Genomic DNA, 21577 nt, shown 5'->3' with positions numbered 1-21577 from the left:
GCCGGAAACGCTCAATTGCGGATCGAGAGTATTTCGAAGGAACGTTCGAACAGGTTCCACCCACGCGTTTTCGGGCGCGGGATGGCGGCGCATCGTTTTCCGCATGCGATGACCATGCACTGGTCGGGCGACGGATAGAGCAGCAGCACGCACGGTCGGCTAGGTTCAGCCACCCCGCCGGGAGTCACCGCGCCGGGCGGGATTGCCCGCGCATGCCACCGGACTCGATCCGGTGGTCAGCGGGCAATGACGGGCGGGGTGGCAGGGTCGGCCCCGCGTCCCGTGAAAACGGGCCTCAGTGCCCGCCCTTCATGCGGAAATCGCCGCGCATGCCGGCCTTGTAGTGGCCGGGAATGTGGCAGGCGAAGCGGGCGTCGCCCCGGACGTCGTCCCCGAACGTCCACACGAGCGTTCCCGTCTCCCCCGGCTTCAGCATGAGCATGTTGGGATCGTCGTGGCTGGCGAGCTGCTCCCGGCTCATCCCCTGCATGCGCTTTTCGTGCGCGCGCTGCTCGGCGCGCGTGCCGATGAGGAAGGAATGGCGCAGCTGGCCGCGGTTGTGGACGACGAAGCGCACCGTCTCGCCCGGCTGTACCGAGATGCGCTCGGGCGAAAAGCCCATGCCCTTCGCCTCGATCTTCACCGTGCGGTCCACCTCGCCTGGATCGCCGGGTTCGCCCAGGGCGAAGTCGTGGCCGTGGCCGCCCTCCCCGGTGTGGCCGTCGTCTTCGTGACCGTCGTGCCCGTGGCCGTCGTGCCCGTGCCCGCCGTCGTGGTGCTCGCCCTGGTGCTGCGTCTCGCCGTTGCCGTTTGCCCAGAGCGGGCTGCTCGTCAACGCCGCCGCCAGGGCGAGCGCGATGGCCGTCGTGGTGTGTCGCATGCCGTGTGTCTCCGTGTTCGCCCCGGTCGGGGGACGCCTGGTGCGCACTCCTGATGCCTGACCGCGCGGGAAGGTCAAGCGTCGCCAGCCGCGATTGACCTGGGGCAAGAGCCGTTGCCTCGACCGGGGTGTCGGCCCACCATGTCCGCGAGCCTTACCGCGGGCAGGCATCCATCCCGGGGCGCAGCAGGAGACGACGCGCATGATCATCGACCCCAAGCTCGCCGAAGCCGACCCCCTTCGCCGCGCCGTGCGCGCCAACCACCACGCCGACGAGGACAGCGTCGTCACGGCCCTGCGCCATGAAGCGGAACTGGCCCCCGACGCGCGCGAGCGCGTCACCGACGCCGCCCGCCGGCTGGTGCGCGGCGTGCGCGAAGACCACCGGCCCGGCGGCATCGAGGCCTTCATGCACGAGTACGAGCTGTCCTCGCAGGAGGGCGTCGTGCTCATGTGCCTGGCGGAAGCACTGCTGCGCGTACCCGACAACGACACGATGGACAAGCTGATCGCGGACAAGATCGCGACGGCGGACTGGGAAACCCACCTCGGCCACTCCGATTCCATCTTCGTCAACGCCTCCACCTGGGCGCTGATGCTGACGGGCCGCGTGGTTCGCCTGGACGATTCCAAGCGCCGCGACTACGGCGCGGTGCTGCGGCGGATGATCCACCGCTCCGGCGAGCCCTTCATCCGCTCGGCCGTGATGCAGGCCATCCGCATCATGAGCCGCGAGTTCGTCATGGGCCGCACCATCAAGGAGGCCCTGGACCGCGCGAAGAGCGCGGAGAAGCGCGGCTACCGCTACTCCTACGACATGCTGGGCGAAGCCGCCCGCACGATGGCGGATTCCGACGCCTACCACCGCGCCTACCTGGACGCGATCGAAGCCATCGGGAAGGCCTCGAACGGGCGCGGGCCCATCGACGGCCCCGGCATCTCGGTCAAGCTCTCCGCCCTGCACCCGCGCTACGAGTTCGCCCAGCGCGAGCGCGTGATGCGCGAGATGCTGCCGCGCCTGCGCGAGATCTGCCGCGCGGCGGCCAAGCACAACATCGGGCTGTGCATCGACGCCGAGGAAACCGAGCGCCTGGACATCTCGCTCGACGTCATCGACGCCATCTCCGCCGACCCCGACCTCAAGGACTGGCAGGGCCTGGGCTGCGCCGTGCAGGCCTACCAGAAGCGCGGCGCGCCGATGCTGGACTGGCTGGCGGCAACGGCCAAGCGCGACGGCCGGCGGCTCATGGTGCGCCTGGTCAAGGGCGCCTACTGGGACACCGAGATCAAGCACGCCCAGGAGCGCGGGGAGTCCGAGTACGCCGTCTTCACGCGCAAGGCGAACACCGACGTCTCCTACCTTGCCTGCGTGCAGCGCATGCTGGCGCACAGCGAGCACATCTACCCGCAGTTCGCCACGCACAACGCCCACACCGTCGCCTACGTCATGGACGCCGTGGGCGAGCGCACGGACTTCGAGTTCCAGCGCCTGCACGGCATGGGCGAGGCGATGTACGACCAGATCGTGCCGCCGGACGCCTACGGCTACCCGTGCCGCATCTACGCGCCCGTGGGCGGGCACGAGGATCTGCTGCCCTACCTCGTGCGCCGGCTGCTGGAAAACGGCGCCAACACCTCCTTCGTGAACCACCTCTCCGACGAGAAGGTGCCGGTGGACGAGATCGTCGCCGACCCCGTGGACACCGTGAAGCGCACCGAGCGGGCCCGCCACCCGCACATCCCGCTGCCGCGCGACCTCTTCGGCACCGAGCGCGTCAATTCGCGCGGCGTCGATCTGGCCGATCCCGAGGAGCTGGCGCCCCTGGGCCGCGAGATGGACCGCGCCGCGGCCCAACGCTGGGAGGCCGCGCCCATTGTCGGCGGACAGGCCCGGCGGCGCGGCACACCCACCGAGATCGTCGATCCCGCCGACCGCCGCCGCGTCGTCGGCGAGGCCCACTGGGCCGGGCCGGACGACGTGGACGCCGCCCTGGCGCGGGCCACGCGCGCCCACCCCGACTGGGCGCGCACGCCCGTCGAGGCGCGCGCCGCCGCCCTGGAGCGCGCGGCCGACGAGCTGGAGCAGCGCTTCGGCGAGTTCATGGGGCTGACGGTGCGCGAGGGCGGCAAGACGGTGCCCGACGCCGTCGCCGAGGTGCGCGAGGCCATCGACTTCCTGCGCTACTACGCCGTGGATGCGCGCCGCAAATTCGCCGAGCCCATCCGCATGCCCGGCCCCACGGGCGAGCGCAACGAGCTGTATCTCCACGGGCGCGGCGTCTTCGCCACGATCAGCCCGTGGAACCAGCTGCTGGCGCTGTTTACCGGCCCGGCCTCGGCGGCGCTGGCGGCGGGCAACTGCGTGGTCGCCAAGCCGGCCGAGCAGACGCCGCTCATGGCGGCGGCGATGACGCGCGTGCTGCACCGCGCCGGAATCCCCGAGGACGTCTTCCACGTCCTGCCGGGCGACGGCCCCAGCGTGGGCGAGCCGCTGCTCAAGGACCCGCGCGTGGCCGGCGTGGCCTTCACCGGCGGCGTGGACACGGCCAAGCGCATCAACCGCGTGCTGGCCGAGCGCGACGGGCCCATCATCCCCTTCATCGCCGAGACGGGCGGGCTGAACGCCATGATCATGGATTCCACCGCCCTGCCCGAGCAGGCGGTGATGGACATCGTGCAGTCCGCCTTCATGAGCGCCGGCCAGCGCTGCTCCGCTTTGCGCGTGCTCTTCGTGCAGGACGACATCGGCGACCGCGTGACGCGCATGCTGACGGGCGCGATGGACGAGCTTCGCCTGGGCGATCCGGGCGAACTGCGCACCGACATCGGCCCCGTCATCAGCCCCGACGCCAAGGAGATGCTGGACGGTCACGCCCGCGCGATGGAGCGCAACGCCAAGCTGCTGCGCCGCGCGCCGCTGGACGGCGCCGGCGAGCACGGCAACTTCGTCGCCCCGGCGGCCTTCGAGATCGAGGGGATGAACGCGCTTCAGGGCGAGGTCTTCGGCCCCATGCTGCACGTCGTGCGCTACGACAAGCGACGGTTGGACGAGGTGATCGACGCGATCAACGCCACCGGCTACGGCCTCACCCACGGCATCCACACGCGCATCGACAACACCGTCGATTACGTCGCCGACCGCGTGAAGGCGGGCAACACCTACGTAAACCGCAACATGGTGGGCTCGGTCGTGGGCGTGCAGCCCTTCGGCGGCGAGGGCCTGTCCGGCACCGGCCCCAAGGCGGGCGGGCCGCACTACCTCTACCGCTTCGCCACCGAGCGCACGCTGACCATCGACACCACGGCGGCGGGCGGCAACGCCTCGCTGCTGGCGCTGGACGAGGATCTGCCGCGGTAACGGAGCCCAAGCCAGCGCCTCGTCATACGGTCGCTCATTGAGCGGAACCTACGACAAGCCGAGGATGTAGCAGCGGAGTCTCGCCAGGGTCCTTTGCACGCTGAAGCGTGCGAGGCGCTGAAAGCGCCTGTCCACCTTTAGGAGGACAGCCCGTCGAAGACGGGCTCGCGCGCCAGCGGCACGCAAAGACAGAATGAGGCCATGCGTTCCGCTCATTACGCATGCGTATCAGCCCCTGCCCGGCGCGACCTGCGCGCCGGGCATTTTGATTCGCGCGGGCGTCTACCCACGACAAATTCTTGGCGTTCGCTTATGATTTTTGAAAGAATTTTTATGGATGAGGGCGGGCCGCCGGAGCCGAATGGCGGCTGTGCGGCAAATGTGGTACCGCCGCCTTGCTCGGGCATGACGAGGCCGGACCGAAACGGGCCGGGACCGACATCATGCCCGGAAATAAAGGACATAGCCCGCGAGGCGCGGCCTTGGGCGTCGCCGTCATCCGACTTCCGGTGTATTCGGCGGAGATGTGGTGAATGCTAGCGTGTCACGTCCGGACGGCAGGGCTTCAACCACAGAGTTGCGTGACCATCCGCCATGTCACCTAACGACCACCCCACGAACCCGGGCAGCGGCCCGTCCACGCTCGGCGAGCAGCACCGCTGGGTGATGCGGCTGGCGCTGGACGGCTACTCGGTGCACGCCATCGCCGGGGAGTTGCGACTACCTGTCGACGTCGTGGAAACCCTGCTGACCGAAGCGATTACGCACGCCCGGGGCCAGATCCGCTGAGGCGCACGTCGCCGGGCGCCACCGGACCCGCCGGCACCTCTTCCGTCTCCCCGGCCTCGTCCACAGCGTCCACGAGTTGGTCGACGATGCACGTCGGGCCCGTGCCCTGGCAGCGGGCACAAAAACTCGTCACGAGCGGCCGCAGGTCGGATGCGATGCGCCACGCCTGCGTGCATGCGCAACTTTCCTCGTTGCGCGCGTTGCTGTCTTTCTTGGCTTCTGCCATGGCCGTTGCTTCCCCTTTGCTCCTGCCATTCAACGCCGGCCGCCGAGCCCACCGCTGGCTGTATACCGCGCCGGGATCCGTAGCCTCATTGAAAATTTGGAAAATGAAGATTTGGTGAACAGTGTTGTCGCCCTTTTGGGTGAGCTCGCACTCCCCGAATGCTTGGTGGCTACCACCTTGGACTTCAGGCCGCTTTGCGAGAGCTTTGGTTCCCGAAGCAGCCCAAAAAGAGCCCCTATCTGCCTCAAATCCAGGTCCGACGGTGCCGCACCCGCAGCTGTCGGCGGCGAGCCGTGCCGGTGCCATGCCTTTCGTTTGCGGCATCCCCCCGGCGCCCGACGTGCCCGATGACCGGTCGTCATCATCGCCATTCGTCCGTGTTTTCGCCGGCGCCGCCCCCCGGAGCGCCGGTTACCGGGGTGGCATTTCACGTGCTTCGAATAAAGGCCAATAACCACGAAACACTTGTATCTTTGGTGGTAGTCGCGGGCGAGATAAACGGTGAATCGGCCAACACCACGCGCAAAACGTTTACTTGAGTTCAAAAATACGCGCGATTCGCGCATGGCGTTTCGGCGGCCCGCGAGGGTCCGATCCGGCCGATGTCAGCCGTGGCGGCGTCCGGACTCGGCCGCATGGGAAGGCCGAGTCACGACGAAGGTGGCCGCGCCCGCGATGGCGGTCCCGGCGACGGCCGGCACGACGACGCCGTCCGCCGAGGCCACGGCGATGGCGATGGAGACGCCGCACGCGGCCACAGCGGCGATCTTGCCGCGCCGAGAGATGACGCCGTGATCCCGCCAGGCGCGCAGCGACGGGCCGAAGCGGGGGTGGGCGAACAAGCGCTCGCGCAGGCGCCGCGAGCCGCGCGCGTACGCCCAGGCGGCCAGGAGCAGGAAGGGCACGGTTGGCAGCAGCGGCAGTGCCGCACCCGCCGTGCCCAGCGCCACACAGCCGTGGCCGAAACCGAGCCAGAGCCAGCGTGTGAGCCGGCCGGCCGTCGGCGGTCCGTCGTGGCCGTTACCCGGATCGCTGCCCACGTCGCTCACCCCCGCTGGCATGACCACGCCGGAGTCAGATTGGTCCGCGCCCGCGCGGTGTGAAGCGGGTCTCCGCCACGCGGTCGGCCGCGGCGGCGGTGGTGGTGGCCTCGCGCTCGGCGCGCTGGAAGATCTCCAGCAGGGTGTCGTGGATGCGCGCCGCGTGGGCCAGCGCGGCCTGCGCGTCGTAGCCGGGGCCGCCGTGGCTGATGTTGATGACACCGCCGGCGTTGACGGCGTAGTCGGGCGCGTAGAGCACCCCCCGCTGGCTGAGCATCTCGGCGTGGCGGTCGGCCTCCAGCTGGTTGTTCGCCGCGCCCGCGACGATGCCGGCGCGCAGCTCGGGGATCGTGGCGTCGTTGAGGACCGCGCCCATGGCGCAGGGCGCCAGGATATCCGCGTCCGCGCGCAGGAGGGCGTCCGGCTCGCTCACCGCCGCGCCCAGCGCGTCGGCCGCTTCCCGCGCCGCTTCCGGATTGGTGTCGGCGACCACCAGCTCCGCGCCCGCCTCGGCCAGGTGCCGGCAGAGCTTGCGGCCCACGGCGCCGACGCCCTGCACGGCGACGCGCCGCCCGGCGAAGGAATCCGAGCCGTGGCGGTGCCGGAGCGCCGCGCGCATGCCGTGGAAGACGCCCCAGGCCGTCACGGGCGAGGGATCGCTGCTGCCGTCGGCGGTGGTGCCGGCGACGTGGGGCGTCACCTCCCCCATCGTGTCCACGTCGGGAACGGCGATGCCGGAATCCTCGGCCACCTTGTAGCGCCCGCCGAGCGCGTCCACGGCGCGGCCCATGCCGTGGAAGAGGGCGCGCGTCTTGTCGCTGTGCGGGTCGCCGATGAGCACGCTCTTGCCGCCGCCGAAGGGCAGCTCCGCGAGCGCGTTCTTGTAGGTCATCCCGCGCGACAGGCGCAGCACGTCCGTCAGCGCAGCCTCGGCGTCGGGATAGGGGTACATGCGCAGGCCGCCCACGCCGGGCCGCGGCCGGTGTGGTGCACGGCCACGATGGCGCGCAGGCCGGTTTCCGGCTCGCTGCTGTGCAGCACGTGCTCGTGGGCGTCGTAGGCGGGATGGTCGAACACGGCTCGTCTCCACTTTGCCGCTCTGCGTGCAGCCTTACCGCGCCGCGGCGCGCGTGCAACCACGCGTCAAACCCCGAGGTGCCGGCGAAGCAGGTTCACGTTGCGGCGGTTGCACTTCACCCCGGCGTCGAGCAGGTCGCCGGCCACGGGCACGAGCCCCACGACGAAATCCAGCGCCACGTTGCCCAGCATGGCCGCGACCAGGGCGGGCGGCGCCCCGAGCTGCCAGGCGCGCGCCACGATCAAGAGCGACACCGCGGCCATGACGGCGTCGCCGCCGCCCGGCACCAGCCCCAGGATGGGGTCCAGCCCCACCCGGATGCGCGTGCCGGGGATGCGCAGGAAATCGTCCAGCCAGTGCGCCAGGGTCGCCAGCCGCTGCACCTCGCGCGCCCGGTCCGCCATCGGCGCCGCCCTCCACCAGCTCACCCGCACGGGGTACGCGATTCCCGCGCGCCGCGTCGAGGCGCGCGCTCGCGCCGCGCGGCGGGGTTCACGCCGTGCCCGCGATCCGGCATAAGGCCGGGCGGCCCACCAGCACCCGAAACCGCTTCGGCCATGAGCGCACAGCCCCACGAGCCCCCGGCGCGCGTGACCGCGCGCGCGGTCCTGACGGTCTTCCTGCCGTTCGCGGGCGGGTATTACCTGTCCTACCTCTACCGCACGGTGACGGCGATCATCGCCGACCGCCTTCAGGCGGACGTGGGCCTGAGCGCCGCCGACCTGGGGCTGCTGACGAGCGCCTATTTCGTCGCCTTCGCCGCCTTCCAGCTGCCGCTGGGGCTGCTGCTGGACCGCTTCGGCCCGCGCCGGGTGAACGGGACGCTGATGCTGCTGGCGGCCCTGGGCGCGGTCGGCTTCGCGCTGGGCGAAGGGCTGCTGCAGCTGTGGCTGGCGCGGGCGCTGATCGGGCTGGGCGTCGCGGGCGGGCTGATGGCCGCGTTCAAGGCGATCACCCAGTGGTTCCCCGCGCATCGCTGGCCCATCGTCAACGGTTTCTTCCTCGCCATGGGCGGGCTGGGCGCGGTGTCCGCGACCGCGCCGGTGGAGGCGCTGCTGACCGTGACCGACTGGCGCGGGGTGTTCCTGGCGCTGGCGGCGCTCACGGTGGGCGTGTCGGCGGCGATCTGGTTCATCGTGCCCGAGACCGGCGCGGGGCACGCGCACGTCCGCCTGGGCGACCAGGTGGCGGGGCTGACGGCGGTTTACGCCGACCCCTTCTTCTGGCGCCTGGCGCCCGTGGCGGTGCTGTGCATGGGCACCACGCTCTCGATCACCGGGCTGTGGGCGGGGCCCTGGCTGCGCGACGTGGCGGGCATGGGCCGCGCCGAGGTGGCGGAGACGCTGCTGGTGGTGATGATCGCCATGACGGCGGGCTTCATCCTCTGGGGCAGCCTGGCCTCGACCCTGGAGCGCATCGGCATCCCGCTGACCGTCACCGTCAGCGTGGGCATCGCCATCTTCCTGCTGGTCTTCGGCGTGCTGATTCTGGGGCTGGTGCCGTGGGCGCCCGTGCCGTGGGTGGCCTTCGGGCTGATGGGGAATGTCACGGCGCTGTCCTACACCCTGCTGTCGCGCCACGTGCCGCTGGCCTACGCCGGGCGCGCCAACGCCGCGCTCAACCTGCTGGTGTTCACCACGGCCTTCGCGGCGCAGTACGCCATCGGCGGCATCGTCGACCTGTGGCCGGAAACCGGCGGCCGCTACCCGCCCGAAGCCTATCGCAGCGCCTTCGCGCTGTTCTGGGCGCTCTGCCTACTCGGCTGGGGCTGGTACCTGCTGCGCGCCAGGCGGGCCCCGCACGGCAGCTTCCGCGCGGCCGGCTGAACAGGCACCGCCGTTACGCAGCGTTCACCTTCAACAGCGCCACCCCGGCGACGATCAGCCCCATGCCGGCGAGCTTGGGCGCGGTGACGGCCTCGCCGAAGAGCATCGCGCCCACCAGCGCCACGCCCACGATCCCGACCCCAGACCAGATGGCGTAGACCACGCCCACGGGCATCGTCTTCAGGGTGTGCGCCAGCAACAGGAAGGCCGCGGCGTAGCCCGCCACCACGAGCGCGGAGGGGCCCAGGCGCGTCATGCCCTCCGAGGCCTTGAGCGCCGAGGTGGCGACGATCTCGCTGGCGATCGCCAGCGTGAGCAGGAATGCGGGCAGACCGAAGGTCATGGCGGATCCCTCCCGGCGGCGGCCCGGGTCATCGTCCTGGCGGCGCCTTGCCATGTGTCGAAACTATACCGTCCAGCCGGTACAGTCAAGCGCCGCGAGCGCGACGGCCCGGTGGCTCCCAATGGCGCAGCAGCGATTTTGATGGGTGAAAGCGCCCGATCGGAGGCGGGATCAGGCCGCCGAAGCACCGTCGTCGCTGGCGGCGCGAACCTCGGCCAGCGTGGCGTCCAGCGCAGCCAGCACCTCCGCGGTCATCGCCTGGCTCAGCTCGCCCGCCTCGGCGCGCGTCTGGGCATCGGCGCACACCGCGCCGAGCCGCCGCGCGCCGTAATTCAGGGCAACGCCCTTGAGCGTGTGCATCGCCGCGCGCGCGTCGGCCGGGTCCCGGCGGTGGGCATTCGCGACGCGCTCGCGTTCGTCCAGAAGGCTGTCGCGGAAACTCGCCATCAACTCGGCGCAGCCCGCGGACCCGAGGGCGGCGCGCAACTCCGCGGTGCGGTCGGGGTCGATCAGGGGCAACTCGGCGTAGCGCCCCGCCTCCGCCGGCGCGTCGGTTTCGGTCCGGGGCGCCTCGCCGCCGGCGGCGGTCAGCTCGGCAAGCGTGCGCCGCACCGCCGCCCAGGAGATCGGCTTGGTCAACACCGCCGCCACCCCGGCGTCGGTGTAGCCCTCGCGGTTCCCGGAAACGGCGTCGGCGGTCAGCGCCACGACGGGCAGATCGGGATTGCGTGCATCCCCGGCGCGGATGCGCCGCGCGGCCTCCAACCCGCCCGTGCCGGGCATGTGAACGTCGACGATGGCCGCATCGAACGGCTCGCGCCGCGCGGCCTCGACGGCGGCCTCGCCGTCGGTGACGAGGTGCACGCTGTGGCCGTCGCGTTCCAGCACGGTGCGCAGCAGCAGGCCGTTGGTGGGGTTGTCCTCGGCCACCAGGAGCGACAGCGGCTCGGGCCCCTCGGCCGACTGGCTTCCGGCGCCGTCCGGGGCGGCCTCGGCCTCGGCGGCGTGTTCCAGCGGCAGCACGACATCGAAGCGGCTGCCCGCGCCGGGGCTGCTGGCAAGGTCGATGCGCCCGCCCATGCCCTCAGCCAGCTGCTTGGAGATCGCCAGCCCCAGCCCCGTGCCGCCGTGCTCGCGGGTGGTCGCCGCGTCCGCCTGCTGGAAGGGCTCGAAGATGGTGCGCTGGCGCGCCGCGGGAATGCCGGGCCCCGTGTCCTGCACGGCGAGGCACACGCCCGTGCCGCCCGGACCGGCGCCCGCTTCGATGCGCACCTCGCCCTCGCTCGTAAATTTGAGCGCGTTGCTGACCAGGTTGGTGAGGATCTGGCGCAGGCGCACGGAATCGCCGAGCACACGCGTCGGGCAGCGATCGGCGACGGACACCTGCAGCGCCACCCCCGCTTGCCGGGCCTTGGGCTCGAAGAGCGCGGCGACCGAGCGCACCAGCTCCGGCACGTGCACGGGCGCGCGCTCGAACTGCATGTGGCCCGACTCGATCTTGGAGACGTCCAAGGTGTCGTTCAGCAGGTCCAGCAGGGCCTGGGCGGAGGTGCGCGCGTGCTCGACGTAGGCGCGCTCCTCGCTGTCCAGCCGCGAGGTGCTGAGCAGGTCCAGCATCCCCATCAGGCCCGTCAGCGGCGTCCGCAGGTCGTGCGACACCGTGGCGAGGAAGCGCGACTTCGCCGCGTTCGCCCGTTCGGCTTCGGTGCGCGCGACCTCGGCCTCGCGCTTCGCTTGGCGGACGGCGTCGAAGGCGCGGGCGAGGCTGAGTTCGTGGCTGATCCACTGGGCGAACAGCTGAATGAGTTCGCGGTCGGCGTCCTCGAACGGGGCGTGCGGCTGCCAGCTGGAAAAGTTGAGCGTGCCGAAGCGCTCCCCGTCCACCCACAGCGGCACGCCGATGTAGCTCTCCAGCCGGAAAGTCCGGTAGCAGGGGTGCGCGGCCAGTGCGCTCTCGCCGACGTGGGCGAAGGCCGTCGGCCCATCGGTCTGAAGGGTGTGCGTGCAGTAAGTGCCGCGGACATCGAAGGTGCTGCCGGGCGTCACCTCGCCGCCCGGCGAGGTCGCGTGCAGCACGGTGTAGGTGGTGCCGCGGACGTGGCTGACGATGCCCAGCGGCATGCGGAAGTGGCGGGCACCCAGCGCCAGGATCTCCTGGATCTTCTCGTCGCTGCTCAGCTCCTGGTCGGCCGTCTTGGCGTACAGCGCCTGCATCACCTCCTGAATCTGGCGCTGGCGCGATATGTCGCGGATGATGCCGAGGTAGCCCAGAACGGTGCCGTCCGCGTCACGCACGGTCGAGCCCGTGGTCTCGCTGGGGAAGGTCTCCCCCGACTTGCGCTGATAGCGGATCTCGTAGACGCCGGTGTTGGCGGTGCTGAGGGGGTTGAAGTGCTTGCGCCCGGTCGCCTCGTAGTCGGCCGAGTCGGCGTACAGCATCCGCGTGCGGTTGCCGATCAGCTCCGACGCCGAATAGCCGAAAATTTGTTCCGCCGCCGGATTGGCCAGCACGATGCGGCGCTCCGCATCCGCAAGCAGGACGGCATCCGGCATGCCCTCGAACAACGCCGCCAGCGCCGAGGTTTCCAAAACCTGCCCGGATGCCGACGGGTCGAACAACCGTTGAGGCATGGGGGCCTCCAGCGCACGCCGCAGCCGGCGATGTGCCGGGCCGCGGCAACCACACCCAAAGCGCGTGCTTTAACGGGCACCATGCACCCAAAGGGGAGACCACGAAAGGCCGAAAAACCCAACACAGGCCGCGGCCGCCGCGGGTGCGACGCACCGCCGCAGACGCCGGCGGCGTTACCCCTCGCCCTCGACGTTGGTCGTCACCTGTACGTCAACGTCCATGCGCTGGAAGTCGTCGGGGTAGCCGGTGAAGGTGCCCTGAAGCGGGATGGCCTGGCCGGGGTCGCGCGCCACGGCGACGCGGATCAGGTTGCCGCCGCCCATCTTGCCGTTGGTGGGGTCGAACTCCACCCAACCCGCGCCGGGCAGGTAGATCTGCACCCAGGCATGGGTGTTGCCGCCGCCCTGAAGGCCCTGATCGCCCGTGCCGTTGGTGTCGAGCGCGGGGTCGTAGAGGTAGCCGCTGACGAAGCGCGCGGCGAAGCCGAGGCTGCGCGCCGCCTCCATCATCAAGAGCGCGAGGTCGCGGCACGAGCCCGTGCCCAGCTCCAGCGTCTTCGCCGGGCTGCGCGTGCCCACGGCGTGGCGCACCTCGTAGCGGAAGTCGCGGTGGATGGCCTGGGTGATGTTCCGCAGCAGGCCGACGGTATCCACCGGATCCTCGGCTTCGTGGACGAAGGCCTTGGCCCAGGCGTCCACGCGGTGCTCGCCGTCGACGTAGTGCCGCTCCACCAAGCGGTTCAGGTCCGGCGCCTCTTCGGCCGGATAGCTGAAGGGATAGGTGCGCGCATACGGCGCCACCGGAAAGTCCTCGGCGCTGGCCCCGTAGTGCGCGATGTCGATCGTGCTCTCGAACACCAGGGTTTCGGCCGGGCGGTCGAAGGTGACGATCGCGAGGGAGTTGGAGAAGACGTCGTGCAGCCAGCGCGTTTCCGCCGGCGGCGGCGCGATGCGCAGGTTGGTCCCCATGACCCGCATGTCGTGGCTGTCGCGGGGACGGAACATCAGGCGGTGCTCCCCGAAGGAAACGGGGCGCTTGTAGTGGTACGTCGTGGTGTGACGCACGCGCATGCGCTGCATCGCGCACTCCGACGCCGTTGACGAAAAGCCCGCTGTGCGGACTGCGGCGCAGCCAGATCATGCGCCGCGGACGAAATCAACCCCGCACCCCGCCCGGCCGTCGGCCGGAACGGGGAACGGGGGGTGTGATCGCGCGGGCGGGGACGGTCAGGCGTTCTGGGTGCCCGCGAGCATCTGGCGCAGCACGTAGTGCAGGATGCCGCCGTTGCGGTAGTACGCCACCTCGTCGCCGGTATCCACGCGCGCCAGCAGCTTGACGTCCTCCGTCGAGCCGTCCGGGCGGTGGATGCGGGCGTCCACCTCCTTGCGCGGGTCCAGGCCGGCGGCGATGCCGGTGATCTCCCAGACCTCCTCGCCGGTGAGCTGGAGGCTCTTGCGGCTCACGCCGTCGGGGAACTGCAGCGGCAGCACGCCCATGCCGATCAGGTTGGAGCGGTGGATGCGCTCGTAGCTCTCGGCGATCACGGCGCGCACGCCCTGAAGGCGCGTGCCCTTGGCCGCCCAGTCGCGCGAGGAGCCGGTGCCGTACTCCTTGCCCGCGACGACGACGAGCGAGACGCCCTCCTGCTGGTACTTCATGGCGGCGTCGTAGATGGACATCTGCTCGCCGTCCGGCAGGTGGACGGTCACACCGCCCTCGACACCCGGCACCATCTCGTTGCGGATGCGGATGTTGGCGAAGGTGCCGCGCATCATGACCTCGTGGTTGCCGCGCCGCGAGCCGTAGGAGTTGAACTCCTTGGGCTGGACGCCGCGGTCCATGAGGTACTGCCCGGCGGGGCTGTTCTTCTTGATGGCGCCGGCGGGGGAGATGTGGTCCGTGGTCACGCTGTCGCCGAGCATGGCGAGCATGCGCGCGCCCGTGACGTCTTCCAGCGCCGGCACGTCCCGCGACATGCCCTCGAAGAAGGGCGGCTTCTGGATGTAGGTGCTCTCGGGGTCCCACTGATAGGTCGTGCCGCCGCTGACCGGGATCTCCTGCCACTCCTTCGGCCCGTGGAAGACGTTGGCGTAGCGCTGCTGGAACATCTCGGGCGTCAGGGAGTTGGCGATCTTGTCCTGGATCTCGTTCGCCGAGGGCCAGATGTCCTTCATGTAGATCGGATTGCCCTTGGCGTCCTCGCCCAGCGGGTCGTTGAGCAGATCCACGCGCATGTTGCCGGCGAGCGCGTAGGCCACCACCAGCGGCGGCGAGGCCAGGAAGTTCGCCCGGCAGTGCGGGTTGATGCGGCCCTCGAAGTTGCGGTTCCCGGAGAGCACGGAGCACGCGATGATGTCGCCCTGCTCGATGGCGCCCGCGATGTTGTCCGCCAGCGGGCCGGAGTTGCCGATGCAGGTGGTGCAGCCGTAGCCCACGAGGTTGAAGCCCAGCGCGTCCAGGTCGTCCTGCAGCCCGGCGGCCTCCAGGTAGTCCGTCACCACCTGCGAGCCCGGCGCCAGCGAGGTCTTCACCCAGGGCTTCACCTCAAGCCCCTTCTCCAGCGCGTTGCGGGCCAGCAGCCCGGCGCCCATCATCACGCTGGGGTTGGAGGTGTTGGTGCAGGAGGTGATGGCGGCGATGACCACGTCGCCGTGGTTCAGGCGGTAGTTCTCGCCTTCCACCGCGATGCCGCTGTCGTCGAACGCCTTCATGTCGTCGGCCACGGCGGCCGGGCCCTCTTCCGCCATGTTGCTGGCGGCACCGTTGCCGTTCGGGTCCAGGCCCAGCTCCTGGTACATGTGCGCGGAGAACTCGCTGGCCGCATAGCTGACCGCGATGCGGTCCTGCGGGCGCTTGGGCCCGGCGATGGACGGCTCCACGTCGCGTAGATCCAGCTCCAGCGTTTCGGAGAAGACCGGATCGGGCGTGTCGTCCTCGCGCCACAGGCCCTGGGCCTTGCAGTATTCCTCCACCAGCTTGATGCGGTGCGGGTCGCGGCCCGTGAACTCAAGATAGCGCGTGGTCTCGCGGTCGATGGGGAAGAAGCCGCAGGTGGCCCCGTACTCGGGCGCCATGTTGCCGATCGTGGCGCGGTCGGCGAGCGTCAGCGCCGAGAGGCCGGGGCCGTAGAACTCGACGAACTTGCCGACGACGCCGTGCTCGCGCAGCATCTGCGTGACCGTGAGCACGAGGTCCGTGGCCGTGGCGCCCTCGGGCAGTTCGCCGCGCAGCTTGAAGCCGACCACGTCCGGGATCAGCATCGAGATGGGCTGGCCCAGCATGGCCGCCTCGGCCTCGATGCCGCCGACACCCCAGCCGAGCACGCCCAGGCCGTTGATCATCGTGGTGTGGCTGTCCGTGCCCACCAGGGTGTCCGGCAGCGCCACCGTGGCGCCGTCGCTGTCCTGCTTGGTCAGCACCGACTGGCCCAGGTACTCCAGGTTCACCTGGTGGCAGATGCCGGTTCCCGGCGGCACCACGCGGAAGTTGTCGAACGCCTGCTGGCCCCACTTGAGGAACTCGTAGCGCTCGCGGTTGCGCTCGAACTCGCGGTCGACGTTCTGCTTGAACGCCTGCGGCGAGCCGAAGACGTCGACCATGACGGAGTGGTCGATCACCAGATCGACCTGTGTGGCCGGGTTGATGCGCGCGGGATCGCCGCCGAGGTCGTTCATGGCGTCGCGCATGGCCGCGAGGTCCACCACGGCCGGCACGCCGGTGAAGTCCTGCATGAGCACGCGCCCCGGCCGGTACGGGATCTCGTGGCTGGACTGCGCGTTCGCCAGCCAGCCCTGCATCGCCGTGATGTCGTCGGGCGTGACCGTGTTGCCGTCCTCGTGGCGGAGCAGGTTCTCCAGCAGGACCTTGAGCGAGAACGGCAGGCGCGAGACGTCGCCCAGGCCGTTCCGCATGGCCTCCGAGATCGAATAGTAGCGGTAGTCCTGCCCCTCGACCGTGAGGGTCTGGCGGCTGTTGAAGCTGTTCTGTGCGGCCACGGTGATCACTCCCGTCGTTGTGCGGCGTGCCCGCGCGTTGGAAGCCGGCGGGCTTTATGGCTTTTTGTGCGCTGCGGCATGCGCAATCTAGGGCATGAGGCGGCCGGATCGCAACGATCCGGGCTTTGGACACGCGGTCGCGCGCCATGGGCGCCCGATCACGCCTTCGCGAAACGCCGGGGCGCGCCAACGCCCCGTGGGCCTCTGACGCCATGCCAGGCTTCAGGGATCATCCCCACCCCCCCCACTGGTGGCGCGGAGCATGCGCTCCGCACCACCTTCTCCCCCTTCCCCTTCAACGAAGGAGAGGGGGAGCTTGTGAGGGGGTGGGGTTTTCCCGCGTTTTGTCATTCCTGGACCGGCTCTGCTCAATGAGAACCGTGAGCCCTCCCTGCAAAGCCGTCAGTTCGGCGGACTGATCCGCCGGATTGCCCGATCAGCCCTGGACCATGCTCTTCATCTGGCGGTTGGCGACCGCCAGCATCGCCAGGTCCGGCGTGCCCGTGGACTGCATCTCCTGCAAGAGTTCGTGCGTGCGGTTGACGGTGTGCTCGCGCGTGCGCGCCCAGGCGTCCACCGCCTGCGCGCCGCCGGCCCCGTCGGCCTTGGTCAGCACGTTGTGCGTCAGCGCCGTCTGGTGGCTGTAGAAGTCGTCCACGATGGCGGTGATCGCCAGCTTGTCCCAGGTGTTGTCCGTGGGCAGCTGGTTGGCCGCCGTGCGCAGCCAGTCGAAGCCGAAGCGGTGGCCCACGGCGAAGTAGGTGGTGCCCACCTCCTGAACCGGCAGATCGAGCTCGTGCGCGGTCTGCACGATGTCCAGCGCCGTCGGCAGGATGCCCAGCGCCGCCACGCGGCGGGCGAGCTCCTTGGGCGCGCCCTTCTGGGTGAATTCGCGCGCCTTCTCGTCGACGTGCTTGCGGCCGTCCTTGGTCAGCAGCGCGTCCAGGTTGCCGGCAACCGTGCCCACGCCGTCGGCGTAGGTGTCGACGGCGTCCTGCACGGCCATGGGCTGCTCGCGGGTGCGCAGGAACCAGGTGGCCGTGCGCTCGATCGTGCGGCCGATCTCCACCATCATGGCCGCCTGCGTCGCCGCCGGCACCTTGGTGTCCAGGGACTCGATCTCGTCCCAGAGCGCCTGCAGGCCGAAGACCTCGCGCACGACCGTATAGGCGCGGCAGATGGCGTCGGGCGAGTTGCCCGTGCGCTCGCGCATCTCGTGCACGAAGGCGAGGCCGCAGCGGTTGATGACCTCGTTGGTCATCGAGGTGGCGATGATTTCCCGCCACAGGCGGTGACTGTCCACGTAGGCCGGATAAGTCGAGCGCGCGGCCTTGGGGAAATAGGCGTGCAGTTCGCCGCGCATGAAGGGATCGTCCGGCAGGCCGGAGGCCAGCAGCTCGGCGTAGAGCACGTTCTTGGCGTAGGCCATGAGCACGGCCATTTCCGGGCGCATCAGCCCGATGCCCGCCTTGCGCCGCTCCAGGATGGTTTCGTCGTCCGGCAGCGCCTCCAGCGAGCGGTTGAGCTTGCCGCTGCGCTCGAGGGCGTGCATGAAGCGCGCGTTGCGGTTGAGCAGGTGGACGCCCAGCTGCTCCGTAACCGAGAGCGCCTGGGTTTGCAGGTAGTTGGTGCGCAGGACGAGCTGGGCGACGTCCTCGGACATGCGCTCCAGCAGCTGGTTGCGCTGCTTGCGGGTCATCTCGCCCGCCTGCTCCACCGCGCCCAGCAGGATCTTCAGGTTGACCTCGTGGTCGGAGCAGTCGGCGCCGCCCGAATTGTCGATGAAGTCGGCGTTGCAGCGCCCGCCTTCCAGCGAGAACTCGATGCGACCGTGCTGCGTGGCGCCCAGGTTGGCGCCCTCGCCGATCACCGTGGCGTTCAGGTCCTCGCCGTTGACGCGCAGCGGGTCGTTGGCGCGGTCGCCGACCTCGGCGTTGGTTTCGTGGCTGGCCTTGATGTAGGTGCCGATGCCGCCGAACCAGAGCAGCTCCACCTTCGCCAGCAGCATGGCCCGGATCAGTTCGTTGGGTGTGCACTGATCCGCCTTGATGTTGAAGGCCTTCTTGATCTCGGGCGTGAGCGTGATCGACTTGGCGCGGCGCTCGAACACCCCGCCGCCCTTGGAGATCTTGCTGGTGTCGTACTGGTCCCAGCCCTTCACCTCGTCGAACAGGCGCTTGCGCTCCTGCCACGAGGCCGCCGCGTCGGGATTCGGATCGACGAAGATGTGGATGTGGTTGAACGCGCCCACCAGGCGGATGTGCTTGGACAGCAGCATCCCGTTGCCGAAGACGTCGCCCGCCATGTCGCCGCAGCCGACGACGGTGAAGTCCTCGTTCTGGATGTCCTTACCGCGCTCGCGGAAGTGGCGCTTGACGGACTCCCAGGCGCCGCGGGCCGTGATCGCCAGCTCCTTGTGGTCGTAGCCCGCCGAGCCGCCGGAGGCGAAGGCGTCGTCCATCCAGAAGCCGTAGGCCTGGGAGACTTCGTTGGCGTAGTCGGAGAAGGTGGCCGTTCCCTTGTCCGCCGCGACGACGAGGTAGGGGTCGTCGGCGTCCCAGCGCACCACGTTTGTCGGCGGATCCACGGCGTCCTGCACGAGGTTGTCGGTTACGTCCAGCATGCCGCGGATGAACAGCTTGTAGCAGGCGATGCCCTCGTCCCACATCGCCTGCTTGCCGGCGCTGGCGGCCGGCGGGCGCTTGCAGACGAAGCCGCCCTTGGAGCCCACGGGGACGATGACGGCGTTCTTCACCTGCTGCGCCTTGGCGAGCGAGAGGATCTCGGTGCGGAAGTCCTCGCGCCGGTCGGACCAGCGCAGCCCGCCGCGCGCGACCAGGCCGAAGCGCAGGTGCACCGCCTCCACGCGTGGGGAATAGACGAAGATCTCGCGGAAAGGCCGCGGCAGCGGCAGCTCGTCCACCTCGCGGCTGGCGATCTTGAGCGAAAGCGTGGGCTTCTCGCCGCCCTCGTCCGCGCTTTGGAAGAAGTTGGTGCGCTGGGTGGCCTCGATGGCGTTGAGGAAGCGCCGCACGATGCGGTCCTGGTCCAGGCTCTCCACCTCCTCCAGCGCGGCGTGGACCGCGGCCACCGTCTCGCCGCAGGCGGTGTCGCGGTCGCCCTGGAAGGCCGGGTCGAAGCGGCGGTGGAAGAGCTGGACGAGCTGCGCCGCGATACCCGGGTTCCCGGCCAGCGTGTCCTCCATGTAGCTCTGGCTGAAGGGGATCGCGGCCTGGCGCAGGTACTTGCAGTAGGCGCGCAGGACGATGATGTCGCGCGAGTCCAACCCCGCCAGCAGGACCAGCCGGTTGAAGCCGTCGTTCTCCATGCGGTCGTGCCAGACGCGGTCGAAGACGTCGTGGAACTTCGCCTTCAACGCGGAGAGGTCGCTGGCATGGCCGCCGGCCACGCGCATGCCGAAGTCGTGGATGTAGACCGACTTGTCGAGGTCGGCGGGCTGGACGGCGTAGGGATGCTCCGAGATCACCTGCACGCCCATGTTCTCCAGCACGGGCAGGATGCGCGACAGGGGAATCGGCCCGCCGTAGTGATAGATCTTGAAGCGCACCTCGTCCTCGTCCGCCTCGATCGGGCGGTAGAGGTTGAGCGCCAGATCGCCGTCGGCGATGGCGCGCTCGGTGCGCGCGATGTCGAAGACGGCCGTGTGGGGCGTGAAGGTTTCCTGGTAGCTGGCGGGGAAGGCGTCGCCGAAGCGCCGCGTGGCCGCCAGCCCGGCCTGCTCGCCGCGGTCGTCGACGAGCGCGTCGCGCAGGTGGTCGCGCCAGGAGCGCGCCGCGTCCGCCAGCCGGCGCTCCAGGGCCTGCTTGTCGACCTGCGGGATCTCGCCCGGGGTGGTGCGCACGATGATGTGGACGCGCGCCAGCACGGCCTCGGTCAGGTTGGTGTAGAAGGCCGAGACCTCGCCGTTGAAGGCCTTGGCCAGGATGTCCTGAAAGCGCAGGCGCAGCGTCGTGGAGAAGTGGTCGCGGGGCACGTAGACCATGCAGGAGACGAAGCGCTCGAAGGCGTCGCGGCGCATGAAGAGCGCGACGCGCTGGCGCTCCTGGAGATGAAGAATCCCCATCGCGATGCTGTACAGGTCCTCGTCGGAAATCTGGAACAGCTCGTCGCGGGGATAGTTCTCCAGGATGTTGAGCAGCGCCTTGCCGTTGTGGCTGTCGCGGCGGAAGCCCGACCACGCGAGCACCTGATCCACCTTGCGCCGCAGCAGCGGGATCTCCGTGGGGCTGCGCGAATACGCGGCGGAGGTGAAGAGCCCGGTAAACAGGTGCTCGCCCACCACCTGCCGCTTGTCGTTGAAGATCTTCACCGCGATCGTGTCCATGTGCACGGGGCGGTGCACCGTGGCGCGGTGGTTGGCCTTGGTGATGCGCAGCAGCTCGTGCTGGTGCAGGAAGGTGCGCACGTCCGCCGGCAGGCGCCCCAGGTTCCGCAGCCCTTCGAAGATGCGGTAGTCGGGGTCGCGCAGCACGCCCAGGCCGGCATCCGGATCGATGTGGGCGATGGCGTCGTCGCCTTCGCCCTCGAAGGTGTAGCGGCGGTAGCCCAGAAAGGTGTAGTTGTCGGCGTTCGCCCATTCGAGGAAGGCGAGGGTTTCGTCGATCTCGCCCTGGTTCAGGTCCGGCGGCGCGGTGCGCAGCTCGTCGATGAGCGCGCCCATCTTGTCGCGCATGGGCCGCCAGTCGCGCACGGCCGCGCGCACATCGGCGAGCACGCCCTCCAGGCGCCGGCGCACCTCGGGGAGCCGCTCGGGCGCCTGCTCGCTGATGGCGATCTGCATGAAGGACTCGCGCACGGGCTCGGCGTCGGCCGTGCGCCGTTCGGCGCCGCTGGCGTCCTCGCCCGGCACGGCGTCGCTGTCCGGCGCGTCGATGGCCGTCAGCCGCCCGTTGGTGCCGCGCGTGACCACGAACATCGGATGGATGACGAGGTGGACCTGCCCCTCGTACTCGCTGAGCTGCGAGGTGATGGAGTCCACCAGGAAGGGCATGTCGTCGGTGACCACCTCCACGATGGTGTGGGAGGTGCGGTACCCGTGCTCCTCGTGATCGGGGTTGTAGACGCGCACGCGCGCCTGGCCGGGCTGGCGCTGCTGGGCGAAGGCGTACATCGCCAGCGCGCGCCCGTAGAGGTTGTCGGGCTCGTCGTCCAGCAGGTCGTCGGGCGGCACGTGGCGGTAGAACTGCCGCACGAAGGCGTCGAGCCAGCGGGCCCGCTCGGCGTCGTTGCGATGGTGGACGCGCTCGACGACGCGCTCGATGAGGTCCTTCTTGAGCTGGTCGGTGCCCGTGGTCATGCGGTCTGGCCTCCCCGGCGACGTTTTTTGATCTGCTTGATCGGGCTGGATGGGGCGGGCTGCTTTTTCCGATTGGGAAGGGTAGCGCGCATC

General features: G+C 69.9%; 13 protein-coding genes. 3 read left to right on the top strand and 10 right to left on the bottom strand.

The genetic code is table 11. From position 1 onward, the window contains the following. Positions 1-295: 295 nt before the first annotated feature. Positions 296-880 carry a cupredoxin domain-containing protein gene (locus tag BLQ43_RS08740; RefSeq protein ID WP_090019826.1) on the bottom strand — a complete coding sequence of 195 codons (585 nt, stop codon included), beginning with the start codon at positions 878-880 and terminating at the stop codon, positions 296-298. Between the two features lie 202 nt (positions 881-1082). Between BLQ43_RS08740 and putA the strand changes: the two genes are divergently transcribed. Together putA and BLQ43_RS08730 are read left to right on the top strand one after the other, a co-directional pair. Beyond that, positions 1083-4238 carry a bifunctional proline dehydrogenase/L-glutamate gamma-semialdehyde dehydrogenase PutA gene (putA, locus tag BLQ43_RS08735; RefSeq protein WP_090019822.1) on the top strand — a complete coding sequence of 1052 codons (3156 nt, stop codon included), beginning with the start codon at positions 1083-1085 and terminating at the stop codon, positions 4236-4238. A 594-nt stretch (positions 4239-4832) separates the two neighbouring features. Continuing rightward, positions 4833-5027, top strand: a complete 195-nt coding sequence (locus BLQ43_RS08730) for a DUF742 domain-containing protein (RefSeq protein WP_090019820.1) — start codon at positions 4833-4835, stop codon at positions 5025-5027. A gap of 831 nt (positions 5028-5858) precedes the next feature. Here BLQ43_RS08730 and BLQ43_RS08720 read toward each other — a convergent pair. From BLQ43_RS08720 to BLQ43_RS08710, 4 genes are all read right to left on the bottom strand, one after another. Next, positions 5859-6314: a YbaN family protein gene (locus tag BLQ43_RS08720; protein WP_090019911.1), complete on the bottom strand. Its 456-nt coding sequence runs from the start codon at positions 6312-6314 to the stop codon at positions 5859-5861. Positions 6315-6327: 13 nt separating this feature from the next. After that, positions 6328-7245, bottom strand: coding sequence for a Glu/Leu/Phe/Val dehydrogenase family protein (locus BLQ43_RS08715; protein WP_218119166.1), 918 nt, complete (start codon positions 7243-7245; stop codon positions 6328-6330). Further along, a complete protein-coding gene (locus BLQ43_RS14750; RefSeq protein WP_218119165.1) occupies positions 7212-7370 on the bottom strand; it encodes a hypothetical protein in 159 nt (52 codons plus the stop codon). Before BLQ43_RS14750 ends, BLQ43_RS08715 begins: the two co-directional genes overlap by 34 nt. A 66-nt stretch (positions 7371-7436) precedes the next feature. Continuing rightward, positions 7437-7775: a DUF4112 domain-containing protein gene (locus BLQ43_RS08710; RefSeq protein WP_090019816.1), complete on the bottom strand. Its 339-nt coding sequence runs from the start codon at positions 7773-7775 to the stop codon at positions 7437-7439. Positions 7776-7928: 153 nt separating this feature from the next. Here BLQ43_RS08710 and BLQ43_RS08705 point away from each other — a divergent pair, with 153 nt between their 5' ends. Then, the gene (locus tag BLQ43_RS08705) at positions 7929-9197 is read left to right on the top strand and encodes an MFS transporter (RefSeq protein WP_090019815.1); all 1269 of its coding nucleotides are present in this window, start codon (positions 7929-7931) and stop codon (positions 9195-9197) included. A 13-nt stretch (positions 9198-9210) separates the two neighbouring features. On the opposite strand, the gene BLQ43_RS08700 is transcribed toward BLQ43_RS08705, so the two are convergent. From BLQ43_RS08700 to BLQ43_RS08680, 5 genes are all read right to left on the bottom strand, one after another. Further along, positions 9211-9540: a DMT family transporter gene (locus BLQ43_RS08700; protein ID WP_090019813.1), complete on the bottom strand. Its 330-nt coding sequence runs from the start codon at positions 9538-9540 to the stop codon at positions 9211-9213. 171 nt (positions 9541-9711) lie between these two features. Then, on the bottom strand, positions 9712-12171 hold the full coding sequence (locus BLQ43_RS08695; RefSeq protein ID WP_090019810.1) for an ATP-binding protein: 2460 nt from the start codon (positions 12169-12171) through the stop codon (positions 9712-9714). A gap of 174 nt (positions 12172-12345) precedes the next feature. Next, positions 12346-13251, bottom strand: a complete 906-nt coding sequence (locus BLQ43_RS08690; RefSeq protein ID WP_090019808.1) for a transglutaminase family protein — start codon at positions 13249-13251, stop codon at positions 12346-12348. Positions 13252-13398: 147 nt separating this feature from the next. Then, positions 13399-16176: an aconitate hydratase AcnA gene (acnA, locus tag BLQ43_RS08685; protein ID WP_437123476.1), complete on the bottom strand. Its 2778-nt coding sequence runs from the start codon at positions 16174-16176 to the stop codon at positions 13399-13401. A gap of 427 nt (positions 16177-16603) precedes the next feature. Further along, a complete protein-coding gene (locus BLQ43_RS08680) occupies positions 16604-21484 on the bottom strand; it encodes an NAD-glutamate dehydrogenase (protein WP_090019806.1) in 4881 nt (1626 codons plus the stop codon). Positions 21485-21577: the final 93 nt, after the last annotated feature.

The sequence above is a fragment of the Limimonas halophila genome, from assembly GCF_900100655.1.
Classification (GTDB): Bacteria; Pseudomonadota; Alphaproteobacteria; order Kiloniellales; family Rhodovibrionaceae; genus Limimonas; species Limimonas halophila.
The sequence above is the reverse complement of the archived record's forward strand: the minus strand, read 5'-3'. Positions and strand labels throughout refer to the sequence as shown.